Source organism: Pseudorhodoferax soli, assembly GCF_003337555.1.
Lineage (GTDB): Bacteria > Pseudomonadota > Gammaproteobacteria > Burkholderiales > Burkholderiaceae_C > Pseudorhodoferax > Pseudorhodoferax soli.
Window position 1 is genome coordinate 537,398 of the sequence record NZ_QPJK01000006.1, and the last position, 12,406, is coordinate 549,803.

Annotated in this window: 10 protein-coding genes; 3 read left to right on the top strand and 7 right to left on the bottom strand. The window is 69.6% G+C overall.

Features of this window, described 5'->3' with window-relative positions:
- Positions 1-275: 275 nt before the first annotated feature.
- Entirely contained in the window at positions 276-860 is a 585-nt protein-coding gene (locus DES41_RS22955; RefSeq protein WP_114470033.1) for a DUF2889 domain-containing protein, read from the bottom strand.
- 181 nt (positions 861-1,041) lie between these two features.
- Here DES41_RS22955 and DES41_RS22960 point away from each other — a divergent pair, with 181 nt between their 5' ends.
- Genes DES41_RS22960 through DES41_RS22970 form a run of 3 tightly spaced genes read left to right on the top strand, consistent with a single transcriptional unit; the run spans position 1,042 to position 6,236 of the window.
- Entirely contained in the window at positions 1,042-2,847 is a 1,806-nt protein-coding gene (locus DES41_RS22960; protein WP_114469970.1) for a long-chain-fatty-acid--CoA ligase, read from the top strand.
- Between the two features lie 20 nt (positions 2,848-2,867).
- On the top strand, positions 2,868-4,421 hold the full coding sequence (locus tag DES41_RS22965; protein WP_114469971.1) for a class I adenylate-forming enzyme family protein: 1,554 nt from the start codon (positions 2,868-2,870) through the stop codon (positions 4,419-4,421).
- Between the two features lie 6 nt (positions 4,422-4,427).
- Positions 4,428-6,236, top strand: a complete 1,809-nt coding sequence (locus tag DES41_RS22970) for an acyl-CoA dehydrogenase (protein ID WP_114469972.1) — start codon at positions 4,428-4,430, stop codon at positions 6,234-6,236.
- A 118-nt stretch (positions 6,237-6,354) separates the two neighbouring features.
- Here the strand turns inward: DES41_RS22970 and DES41_RS22975 are convergent, their stop codons facing one another.
- The 6 genes from DES41_RS22975 to DES41_RS23000 are packed head-to-tail and all read right to left on the bottom strand — an operon-like array spanning position 6,355 to position 12,406.
- Positions 6,355-7,143 (bottom strand): crotonase/enoyl-CoA hydratase family protein, encoded by a 789-nt coding sequence (locus DES41_RS22975; RefSeq protein ID WP_114469973.1) that lies wholly within the window; start codon positions 7,141-7,143, stop codon positions 6,355-6,357.
- A complete protein-coding gene (locus tag DES41_RS22980; RefSeq protein ID WP_114469974.1) occupies positions 7,140-8,126 on the bottom strand; it encodes an acyl-CoA dehydrogenase family protein in 987 nt (328 codons plus the stop codon). Before DES41_RS22980 ends, DES41_RS22975 begins: the two co-directional genes overlap by 4 nt.
- Before the next feature lie 24 nt (positions 8,127-8,150).
- Positions 8,151-9,314, bottom strand: a complete 1,164-nt coding sequence (locus DES41_RS22985; RefSeq protein WP_114469975.1) for an acyl-CoA dehydrogenase family protein — start codon at positions 9,312-9,314, stop codon at positions 8,151-8,153.
- Between the two features lies 1 nt (position 9,315).
- Entirely contained in the window at positions 9,316-10,254 is a 939-nt protein-coding gene (locus tag DES41_RS22990; RefSeq protein WP_114470034.1) for an SDR family oxidoreductase, read from the bottom strand.
- A 14-nt stretch (positions 10,255-10,268) separates the two neighbouring features.
- Positions 10,269-11,252, bottom strand: coding sequence for a Bug family tripartite tricarboxylate transporter substrate binding protein (locus DES41_RS22995; RefSeq protein WP_245965830.1), 984 nt, complete (start codon positions 11,250-11,252; stop codon positions 10,269-10,271).
- A gap of 29 nt (positions 11,253-11,281) precedes the next feature.
- Complete coding sequence (locus tag DES41_RS23000; RefSeq protein WP_114469976.1) at positions 11,282-12,406, bottom strand: acyl-CoA dehydrogenase family protein; 1,125 nt, start codon at positions 12,404-12,406, stop codon at positions 11,282-11,284.

A 12,406-nucleotide genomic window follows, 5' to 3' on the forward strand; every position in this document is an offset into this window, starting at 1 on the left:
TTTAGCAGGATCCAACGACCGGTGTGGGCGCTTATGGAGAGCTCTCCATAAGCGCCCGTTGCAGCCCTTCGCGCCGCAGTCATGAGCGACAGCTCTACTCTTGCCAACCAGTGAATTTCTAGGCCCAGATAACGGCTGCGCAGCGCCGGTCGACCCTCAACCTTCGGCCTGCCGGTCGCGCTGGTATCGCCTGCCGAGAGCTCGGTGGAAGAAGATTGAATAAATTCAGCGAACTGCAAGAGCGGATTGCTTAACGGGTCATGCACGACTGCACGTTATTCCGCGTGAGACGCAGTAGCACGCCGGTGCAGCGGCCAGATAGCTTGGAGTGCTTGGCCATCGCTGCGATAGGCCTGGCAGGTGTCGGCTAGCGCAGGGCGGGGTAGAGCGCCGGCTCGAACGTGCACCGCACGCAGGTCTTCCCGCTCACGTCCCAGTGCGAACCAGGTCTGCATGGCGGTCGTAGCCGCCGGCCCGATCAGCTCCGTAACATGCGTGCAGCCTTTGGCCCCGCCCACGAGGGCGCGGACGTTCCTGGTGAAGCCCGGGCCGATCTTCAGGCCGACCAGACTGTCGTAGACGGCGTTGCCCTCGGCGCACCACGGCGTAGGGGCTGCCTCGGTGTGCACCTGGATGACGCGGAGCACCAGCCCGGCGTCCACGGTCAACACGAGGCGCATTCGGTGCAGGTCTTCGCCAGGACCCAGCGGCTTGAAGAAGAGTTTCGAGCCGGCTGTTGAAATGTCCCGCATGCTGCTTTCCACGTCGACCAGGCCGTCGTCGCGCAGGTAGCCGTGGCAGACGATCTCGCGGGTGTGGACCAGGCGGGGCGTGGCCGTGAGCGGTGGGTGCAAATCCATGGTGTCTGTGTCCTGTGGGTGTTGGGCAAGGTGTTGCTCCATGGTCGGCAAACCGTGCCACGCCGGCACCACCCCGGGCGGGTGGCCGGCGGCCAGGGGCCACCCGTTCGGGGTGGCGGCGGCAGCCCCGATGCACGGTCTACTCGATGCACCAAGAGACGAGGCAGACCCGGAAGGCACCATGCAAGCACCCCGCACCACCCACCCATGCCCCACGCCCGCAGGCGTGACCGAGCGCCCTAGCGGTGCCCTGCGCATCGCTGCGGCGCGCGCCCACGGCGGGCTGCCACGCGAGGCCTACATTCCCGAGACCAGCCTGTTTGCCAACCTCGAAACCTCGGCCCGGCGCTACCCGGCCAAGACGGCGATTCAGTTCTTCGGCAACGCCGTGCGCTATGCCGACCTGCTGGCGCAGGCCGAGGCCATGGCCGGCTACCTGCAGCAGGCATGCGGTGTGGCACCTGGCGACCGGGTGGTCGTGTTCAGCCAGAACTGCCCGCAATTCATCGCGGCCTACTTCGCCATCCTGCGGGCCGACGCCGTGTTTGTGCCGGTCAACGCGATGCTGGTGCATGACGAGCTGGCGCACATCGTGCAGGACAGCGGCGCGGTGGCCGCATTCGTGGCCAGCGAGCTACTGGAGCGCATCGCCCCACTGGTGGGCAGCGGTGCGCTGCGGCACCTAGTGGTGCATGCCTATGGCGACGCGCTGGGCGACGAGCCGGACGGCGACCCCGGCCTGCCGCCGCCCGACTGGGTGCGCGCAAGCATGGGTGGCCGTGCGTTGCCACCAGCCGCCGTGGCCTGGCAGGCCGCGCTGGCGCGGGCGCATGTGCCCGGCCCGAACCGCGCCGGCCCCGACGACCTCAGCATGCTGCCCTACACCTCGGGCACCACCGGCAAGCCCAAGGCCTGCGTGCACACGCACCGCACGGTGATGACGTCCTGCGTCGGCTCCTCGCTGTGGCGGCGCACACACCCGTCGTCGGTGTACCTGGCCGTGGCGCCGCTGTTCCACCTGCTCGGCCTGCAGAACAACATCAACTCGGCGATCTTCTGGGGCGGCACCATCGTGTTGATGCCGCGCTGGGACCGCGAGGCTGCCGCGCTGCTGATCGAGCGCCACCGCGTGAGCTTCTGGGCGGCGCTGCCGGCGATGCTGGTCGACTTCTTCGCGCAGCCCGGCATCGAGGAGCGCGACCTGTCCAGCCTGGCCGTGGTGACCGGCGGCGGGGCCGCCACGCCGCAGCATGTGAACGACATCCTCAAGAACCGCTACGGCCTGGACTACATCGAAGGCTACGGCCTGACCGAGAGCGCCAACTTCCTGTGCGCCAACCCGATGCACCAGCCCAAGAAAGGCTGCCTGGGTGTGCCGACCTTCGGCGTCGACCTGCGCATCCTTGATCCCGAGACGCTGGCCCCGGTGCCGCAGGGCGAGGTCGGCGAGATCGTCGTGCACGCCGCGCAGATCATGCTGGGCTACTGGAACCATGCGCAGGCCAATGCCGAGAGCTTCTGCGTGCAGGACGGCAAGCGCTTCTTCCGCACCGGCGACCTGGCCAGCATGGACGAGGAAGGCTACGTCTTCATGCGCGACCGCCTCAAGCGCATGATCAATGCGTCGGGCTTCAAGGTCTGGCCGGCCGAGGTCGAGGCCGCGCTGCATGCACACCCGTCCATCCTGGAAGCCTGCGTGATCGCCGCGCCCGACGCGCGCCGCGGTGAAACCGTCAAGGCAATGGTCACGCTGCGCGCCGGCAGCCCCGACGACAGCGCCAGCCTGCTGGCCTGGTGCCGCGAACACATGGCGGCGTACAAGGCGCCGCGCATCGTGCAGATCGTCGACGCGCTGCCCAAGTCCGCCACCGGCAAGATCGCCTGGCGCGAGTTGCAGGAGCAGGAGACACGCACCGCCCAGGCGGCCGAGGCTGCCGGAGTTGCCGCGCTGGCAGACGGCGCCACGCAAGCGGCGCCCGCCCACTGACCGAGCCCGAGGAACAAGCCATGTCCATGACCCTCGCGCTGCAGCGCGCGATCCAGGCCACGCCCGAGCGCACCGCCACCGTGTTCCACCAGCGGCGCCAAAGCTTTCGCACGTTTGGCGACCGCGTGGCGCGCACCGCCGGCGTCTTGCAAACCCTGGGCATGCAGCCCGGCGACCGGGTCGGCCTCCTGGGTGTCAACTCCGACCGTTGGCTGGAGGCGCTGATGGGCGTGTGGTGGGCCGGCGGCGTGCTCAACCCGGTCAACACGCGCTGGAGCGTGGCCGAGATCGTGTATTCGCTGGACGACTGCGACACCGGCATCCTCTTGGTCGACGACCACTTCCTGCACCGCGTCGAGGGCATTTGCGCCAGCGCCAAGCGCCCGCCGCGCATTGTCCATGTCGGCGATGGCCCAACGTCCGAGGGCATGCTGTCGCTGCAGGCGCTGGTCGCTGGCGGCGCGCCGGTCGACGATGCATCCCGCGCCGCCAGCGACCTGGCCTGCATCCTGTACACCGGTGGCACCACGGGCTTTCCCAAGGGTGTGGTGCACAGCCACGGCACGCTGTGGTCCATCGGCATCCAGCGGCTGGCGCAGACACCGATGCCCGGCGACAGCATCGCGCTGCACGTGGCGCCGCTGTTCCACATGGGCGGCATCGGCCGCGCGCTGGTGCAGTTCATCGCCGGCCAGACGCATGTGCTGGCCACCGGCTTCGACGCGCGCGAAGTGCTGCAGACCATCGAGCGCGAACGCGTGACCGACCTGCTGCTGGTACCCACCATGCTGCAGGCGCTCATCACGCATCCCGAGTTCGACTGCTTCGACCTGAGCAGCTTGAAGCGCATGGTCTATGGCGCATCGCCCATCGGCGAGTCGGTGCTCGAACGCGCGCTGGCGCTGCTGCCGGACGTGGAGTTCACGCACTCCTACGGCATGACCGAGCTGGGCAACGCCACGTCCAACCCGCCGCAGAACCACGGTGTGCAGGGGCGCGCCAGCGGACTCTCGCGCTCGGCCGGCCGTGCCACCTTTGGCGTGGCCGTCAAAGTGGTCGACGAGACGGGCCAGGAACTGCCGCGCGGCGAAGTCGGCGAGCTGATCGCCTGTGGCCCCAACCTCATGCTCGGCTACTGGAACAAGCCCGCCGAAACGGCGCGCGCCCTGCGCAATGGCTGGCTCTACACCGGCGACGGCGCCCGCATGGACGCCGGCGGCAACGTCTTCATCGTCGACCGCCTGAAGGACATGATCGTGAGCGGCGGCGAGAACGTCTACTCGGCCGAGGTCGAGAACGTGATCGCGCGCCATCCTGCCGTGCAGGCCTGCGCCGTCATCGCGGTGCCGGACGCCCGGTGGGGCGAAGCGGTGCATGCGGTGGTGGTGCCCAAGCCCGGCGGCCAGCTCGACGACGCGGCCCTGCTGGCGCATTGCCGCAGCCTCATCGCCGGCTACAAATGCCCCAAGAGCTTCGAGTTCCGTGCAGAGCTGCCGCTGTCAGCGGCGGGCAAGGTGGTCAAGCGCGCCTTGCGTGAACCCCATTGGGCGGGTCAGTCCCGCAAAGTGAGCTGAGTTTTTATGCCCTACATTGCCCCTTTGAAAGACATGTTGTTCGACATCGAGCATCTGGCCGGCATCGACCAGGTGGCCCGGCTGCCGAGCTTCGAGGACGCCGGCCTCGACACCACCCGTGCCGTGCTGGAGGAATGCGCGCGCTTCAACCAGGACGTGGTGGCACCGCTCAACGTGGCCGGGGACCGGCAACCATCGTGGTTCCAGGACGGCGCGGTGACGACGACGCCAGGCTTCAAGCAGGCATTCGCGCAGTTCGCCGCCGGTGGCTGGCAGGGCCTGCAGCACCCGCCCGCATACGGTGGGCAAGGCTTGCCCAAGACCGTGGGCGCCGCCTGCGCGGAGATGCTGCACGCCGCCAACATGAGCCTGGCCCTGTGCCCCATGCTGAGCGAGGCCGCCATCGAGGCCCTGCTGATGGCCGGCTCCGATGCACTGAAAGCCACCTACCTGGAAAAGCTGGTCACCGGCCAATGGACCGGCACCATGAACCTGACCGAACCGCAGGCCGGCAGCGACCTGGCGCTCATCCGCACCCGCGCCGAGCCGCAGCCCGACGGCAGCTACAAGGTCTTCGGCACGAAGATCTTCATCACCTACGGCGAGCACGACATGGCGCCGAACATCGTGCACCTGGTGCTGGCCCGCGTGGCCGGCGCGCCGCCGGGCGTGAAGGGCATCAGCCTGTTCCTTGTGCCCAAGTTCCTGGTGAACGCGGACAGCAGCCTCGGCGCGCGCAACGACGTGCAGTGCGTGAGCATCGAGCACAAGCTGGGCATAAAGGCATCCCCCACCGCCGTGCTGCAGTACGGCGACGGCATGGCGGGCAGCGCCGGCCCCGGCGCCGTGGGCTACCTGGTGGGCCATGAGAACCGCGGCCTGGAGACCATGTTCATCATGATGAACTCGGCCCGCTACGCGGTGGGCGTGCAGGGCATCGCCATTGCCGAGCGGGCCTACCAGCACGCCGTGGCCTATGCCCGGGACCGCGTGCAGGGCCGCCCGGTGGATGGCTCGGCCGACGCCAGCGCGCCCATCATCCACCACCCGGACGTCAAGCGCATGCTGATGACGATGCGCGCGCACACCGAAGGCTGCCGCGCCATGGCCAGCGTGGCAGCCACCGCCCACGACGCGGCCCACCGCCACCCCGATGCCGACACGCGCCAGCAGAACCTGGCCTTGTACGAATTCCTGGTGCCGCTGGTCAAGGGCTACAGCACCGAGATGAGCGTGGAGGTGGCCTCGCTCGGTGTGCAGGTGCACGGCGGCATGGGCTACATCGAGGAGACCGGTGCTGCGCAGTACCTGCGCGATGCGCGCATCCTGACCATCTACGAAGGCACGACCGCCATCCAGGCCAACGACCTGGTGAGCCGCAAGACCGTGCGCGACGGCGGCCAAGTGGCCAGGGCCATCGCCGCGCAGGTGATGGCGACCGAAGCCGAACTGGCCGGGCAGGGCGGTGACGATGCCCAGGCCGTGCTCCAGTCGCTGAAGGCCGCGCGTGAGGCTTACGCCAAGGTCGTCGACTTCGTGGTGGGCCAGGCCAGCACCTTACCCGGTGCAGTTTTCGCGGGCAGCGTGCCCTACCTGCTGGCCACGGGCAAGCTGGTGGCCGGCTGGCAGTTGGCGCGCTCATTGCTGGTGGCGCAGCGGCTGCTTGCCACCTGCCAGGATGGGCCCTTCATGCAGGCCAAGACCGTCACCGCGCGCTTCTACGCCGAGCACATCCTGAACGCTGTGCCGGCCGTGGCGCAGAGCATCGTCGCGGGTGCGGCCAGCGTGACGGCGTTGCCTGCCGAGGCGTTCTGAGGCCATGGAGGTTGTGGCGCGCTGGACGGCTGGCGCGCCGATCTGCAGGCTGAGCGCCTCGCTTGCAGGGCCGTGCACGTTGCAGCGGGTGGGCCCTGCGCAACACGGCAGCCGACATTCAGCCCTGAAACACCGGCGCTCGCTTGTCGATGAATGCCGCCACCGCCTCGCGGTGGTCCGCCGTCTGGTGCGCCATCACCTGGAACGCGGCCGACATTTCCAGCAACGTGTCCAGCCGCGAATGCAGCGCCTCGCGCAGCAGCCGCTTGGCCAGCCGCACGGCATGCGGCGGGTTGGCGGCGATCTGGTCGGCCAGGGCGCGCGCTGTCGGCATCAACTCGTCGCGTGGCACCACGCGCGACACCAGGTTCCACTCTGCCGCCTGCCGCGCGTCGATCGTCGCGCCGGTCAAGGTCAGCTCGGTCGCGCGTGAAAGGCCGATGATGCGCGGCAGCAGCCACGCACCGCCATCGCCCGGAATGATCCCGAGCTTGACGAAGCTCTCGGCAAACCTGGCCTCTTCGGCTGCCACGCGGATGTCGCACATGCAGGCCAGGTCCAGCCCCGCGCCGATGGCATGGCCGTTCACGGCCGCGATCACCGGCACTTCGAGGTTGAACAGCGCCTGCGGCAGTTTCTGGATGCCCAGCCGGTACTCGCGGCGCAGGTCCATGGGCGGCATCTCGGCGTAGCGCCCCATGTCGCGCACGTTGCCGCCCGAGGAGAAGCCCGGGCCCGCGCCCGTCAGGATCACCGCGCGCACCGTGTGGTCGGCATGGATGCGGTCGATGGCCGCCAGGAATTCAGGCACCGCCGTGTTGCCGGTGAGCGGATTGCGCCGCTCGGGGTCGTTCATCGTCAGGGTGACGATGTGGCCGTCCTGCGCGTAGTCCAAGAAGTTGCTCATGCCACGATCTCCTGCATCACGAATTGCAGCACCGACGAGGCGGTGCCGCCGAGCAGCGTCTCGCCGACGATGCGGTTCCAGTACGTCTCCGAGCCATCGGCCATGCGCCATGCGTGCAGACGGCGGCTGTAGAGCTGCAGGTCGAACTCCTCGGTGACGCCAATGGCGCCGTGCAAGGCGTGCGCTGTGGCTGCCACCAGCGGCACCGATGCACTGGTGCGCGCCTTCGCCGTGGCGGCGGCCAGCAGGGCGGGCACATGCTCGCCGGGCTGGAAGGCCAGTTCGGCCGCCACGCCCGCGCAGGCCACATGTTCGGCCATCACGCTCAGCTGGTGCTGCACCGCCTGGAACCTGCCGATGGCCTTGCCGAACTGCGCGCGGTCGTTGCAGTAGGCGAGCGTCATCGAGAACATGCGTTCCATGGCCCCTGCCATGGCGGCGGCGTGCAGCGCGGCGCTGAACACCGCCACCTGCGCGCCGTGGTCGCCGACCGGCGTGCCGATGGCGTCTGCCGGCCAGCGCAGCGATGCGGCCAGGCTGCCGCAGATGCCATCGTGCGTGCGCTCTGCCCGCGCGCAGTCGAGCAACACGAGTTGCCCATCGACATTGGCCAGTGCGTGGTCGGCGATGGCGCCGGAGGGCACGTTGCCCGCGCTGACGGATCCGTCCGCTGCGCGCCGCGCATGGCCCACCAGCGTGAGCATGCCGTGCGGTGCCGCCACGTCGCCCAGCAGCGCCCGCGCGGCGATGCTCTGCGCTGCCGGCACCGGCACCGCATGCCGGCCGAAGGCCACGAAGATCGGGAACACCGCCTCCAGGTCGAGCCCGGCGCCGCCGGCCTGCTCGCTGCCCATCAGTTCGAGAAACCCGCTCTCGGCCAGCGCATTCCACAGCGCCGTGGGCGGGCCGCCGTTCTCGATGGCGCGGATCGCGGCGGGCGTGCACTGGTCCACGAGGATCGCCTCGATGGCTTCTGTAAACATGAAGTGTTCTCCTGGAAGGGAAGCTCAGCGCAGACCCAGGCCGCGCGCGATCATGCCGCGCAGGATCTCGCGCGTGCCGCCACGCAGCGAGAAGGTCGGCGAGATCTGGCTCAGGTAGGCGATGGTGCGCATCAGCTCGGCATCGTCGGCCGCGCCGCGTGCCGGGTCGGCCGCCACGGCGGCTTCGATGGCGGCGGGAATGGCCTGCTCGAACGTGGTGCCGATGTCCTTGACCAGCGCCGCTTCGACCACCGGGCTTTCGCCGCGCGCCAGCTTGGTGGTCACAGCCACCGACAGGCTGCGCAGCGTGGCCAGCTGCGTCGTGAACTCGCCCAGCAGCGTGGCGTCCGCTTGTGAGCAACCCGACTTGCGCAGGCTCTGCATCCAGGTGTCGAGCAGCACCACGCTGGAGTACAGGCGCTCGGGGCCGCTGCGTTCGAACGCCAGCTCGGCGTTCACCTGCATCCAGCCGCTGCCTTCGTCGCCGATCAGTGCATCGTCGCTGAGCAGCACATCGTCGAACGTCACTTCGGAAAAATGCGCGTCGCCCGTCAGGTCGACGATAGGGCGCACCTGCACGCCGGGCAGCGAAAGGTCGACGATCAGCTGGGACAGGCCAGCTTGCCGGTCCTCTGGCGCGCCCGAGGTGCGCACCAGCGCGATCATGTAGTGGGAGCGCTGGGCGTTGGTCGTCCAGATCTTGCGGCCCGTCAGGCGCCAGCCGCCATCCACCCGCACGGCGCGCGTGCGCACGCTGGCCAGGTCCGAGCCCGCGTTGGGCTCGCTCATGCCGATGCAGAAGAAGGCCTCGCCGCGGCAGATGCGCGGCAGGTAGAAGTCCTTTTGCGCCTCGGTGCCGAACTTGTGCAGCAGCGGGCCGCTTTGCCGGTCGGCAATCCAGTGCGCCGCCACGGGCGCGCCCGCAGCCAGCATCTCCTCGACCAGCACGAAGCGGCGAAAGGCGTCCAGCCCGGCGCCGCCGTAGCGGGCGGGCAGGGTGATGCCGACCCAGCCGCGCTCGGCCAGGCGCCGGCTGAAGGTGGCGTCGAAGCCCATCCAGCTGCGCGCACGCACGGATGGCGGTGCCGCTTCCAGATGCTCTGCCAGGAAGGCGCGCACCTCGTGGCGAAAGGCCTCGGCCGCGTCGGGCAGCCGGGCGAGACGGACGGCTTCGATCAGCTGGCTCATGTCAGGTCTCCACGGCCGGAATGTCGCCGGTGGTCAGCGCGTTGGGCGCGGCCTTGGCCACCAGCGCGGGGATCAGGCCGCCAAGTTCTTCCACCGTCCAGCGCCCTTGCTTCTCGATGCGCGGGCCGGCGTGCCAGCCCTCGGCCACCGTGATGCGTCCGCCGCGCGCGCCGAACACGCGGCCGGTGATGCCGCGCGATGCGCTGCTGCCCAGCCAGGCCACCAGCGGCGCGACGTTCGACGCATCGAGCGGGTCGAAGCCCGGCGCCTCGTTGCGCACCGCCTGCCACTTGGCGCTGGCGAAGATGTCTTCCGTCAGGCGGCTCATGGCCGTGGGGTAGATGGCGTTCACCGTCACGCCATAGCGGTCCAGCTCGCGTGAGGCGATGACCGACAGGGCGGCGATGCCGGCCTTGGCTGCGCCGTAGTTCGACTGGCCGGCGTTGCAATACAGGCCCGAGGACGAGCTGGTGTTGATGATGCTCGCATCGCGCTGGCGGCCCGCCTTCGACTCGTTGCGCCAGTAGGCCGCCGCGTGGCGCGAGGGCGCGAAGGTGCCGCGCAGGTGCACGCGGATCACCGCGTCCCAGTCGTCCTCGTCCATGTTGACCAGCGTGCGGTCGCGCAGGATGCCGGCGTTGTTGACCAGCACGTCCAGGCCGCCGAAGTGTTCGATGGCCGTGTCGACCATGCGCTTGGCGCCGGCCCAGTCGGCCACGTCGTCGCCGTTGGCCACGGCCTGGCCGCCCAAGGCCTCGATCTCGGCCACGACTTCCAAGGCCGGTCCGGTGGCCGCGCCGGGGCCGCCGTCGCCGCGCCCGCCCAGGTCGTTGACCACGACCTTGGCGCCGTGGCGTGCGAACTCGAGTGCGTACTCGCGGCCGATGCCGCGGCCCGCGCCGGTGATGACGACCACGCGGTCCTTGCAGAGTTGGTGCATGTCCTTGTCCTCGTTCACTTCTGCGAGAGGTCGACCAGCTTGGCAAGGGCGCGGTAGCGCGCGCTTTCCGAGGCGATCATGTCGGCCATCTCCTTGCTGCCGACGGTGTAGACCTCCGCGCCCGCGGTGTCGGTCACATAGGTCTTGAACTCCGGCTGGGCCATGGCCTTGAGCAGCGCAGCCTCCAGCGTCTTCACGGCCGGCTCCGGCGTCGTGGCCGCGACGCCCAGGCCGATCCAGACGTACAGGTCGTACTGGGGTTGGCCGCTCTCGCGCACGGTGGGCACGCTGGCCAGCTTGGGGTGGCGCTCCTTGCCGGTCACGGCCAGTGGGCGCAGCTTGCCGGCGGCGATCAGCGGCAGGGCGCCGCCGATGTCGAGCAACGCCAGGTCGACCTGGCCGCCCATCAGGTCGGTCTGCACCTGGCCCGGGGTCTTGTAGGGGATGTAGTTGAACGCGACGCCAGCGCCCTGCTGCAGCATCAGCGCGCCGATGCGGTAGTGGTTGCTGTAGCTGGCCATGCTCACGGCATTGGGCGCCTTGCCGGCCGCCGCCATCGCCTCGGCATAGGTCTTGTAGGGCGAGGCGGCGCCCGTCACCAGCACCGCGGCGCTGCGCAGCATGGTGGCCAGTGGCCGCAGATCCTTCTGCGCGTCGTAGGGCAGGCTGTCGTTGATGATGGGGTTGATCACCATCGAGGAAGGCGACAGCATCAGCACGCTGCTGCCGTCGGCCGGTGCGGCCAGCAGGCTTTGCACGGCCAGCACGGCGTCGCCGCCAGGCTTGTTCTCGATGAAGGTGGACTGGCCGCCCAGCTCCGGCGTGGCCAGCTTGGCCACCAGCCGCGTGATGGTGTCCGAGCCGCTGCCCGGACCCAGCGGCACGATGAAGCGCACCGGGCGCGTGGGGAAGGCGTCGTTGGCCAGTGCCGGCGGCAGGGCGGCGGCGCACAGCGAAGTCAGGGCGCCCAGCAGGCGCAGGGTGTGGCGGCGGTTCATGAGGTGTCTCCTTTTGGTGTTCATCGAGGTCACAGGCGTGCCAGGCGCGCGGCTTGCGCGTCCACGTCGCCGAACAGCTGGTCGAGCACGTGGATGCGGCGCAGGCAGTGGCCCACGGCGTATTCCTCGGTCATGCCGATGCCGCCATGCGACTGGATCGCCTGCTGGCACAGTGCGCGTGCATGGCGGCCGATGGCCAGCTTGGCGCGCGGCAGGTCGGTGGCGGCGCTGTCCGACGCCGGGTCGTCGGCGGCCACGGCGGCTGCGATGGACATGCTGCGCGCCATCTCCAGCGCGACGGCCATCTCGGCCACGCGGTGGCGCAGCGCCTGGTATTCGCCGATCAATCGGCCGAACTGCTTGCGCGTGTTGACGTAGGCGGTGGTCAGCGCGAAGGCTGTCTCCATCGTGCCCACCATGTCGGCGCAGACGGCGGCGGCGCCTGCGGCCAGCGTGGTGTGGATGGCGGTTGCGGCGCGTGCGTGGTCGCCGGCATCGCCCAGCGGCTCGGCAGGTGCGCCGTCGAATATCAGCTCGCCGGCCGGCGTGTCGTCCACCAGGCGGTAGCTGCGTAGCGGGGCATCGGCGGCATGCACCAGGAACAGCGCCAGGCCGGTTGCGTCGCCGGGCTCGCCGTGCATGCGCGCGCTCACGACGAAGCGGCTGGCCGCAGCCGCGTGCAGCACCAGCGACTTGGCACCCTGCAGGCGCCACTGGCCTGCGTGGCATGTCGCACGCGTCTGCACCCACATCGGGTCGTGGCGCGCCTGGGCTTCCTCATGCGCCCAGGCCATGCGCAGCGCGCCGCTGGCCAGGGTGGGCAGCAGGCCATCTTTCTGCGCCTCGCTGCCGGCCGACAGCACGGCCGTGGTGGCGAGCACGCTGCTGGCCAGGTAGGGCTCCAGCAGCAGGGCGCGGCCGAATGCCTGCATGACCGGCAGGCGGTCGACCGCGCCGCCGCCCAGGCCGCCGAATGCTTCAGGAATGCCCAGGGCTGTCACGCCCATTTCGGCCAGCTGGCCCCAGGCCGCTGCGCTCCAGCCCGCGTCCGAGGCCGCGATGGCGCGGCGTTGCTCGAAGCCGTAATGGTCGTCGAGCAGGCGTGCCAGGCTTTCGGCCAGGGCCTGTTGATCTGCGTTCAGTTCGAATTGCAT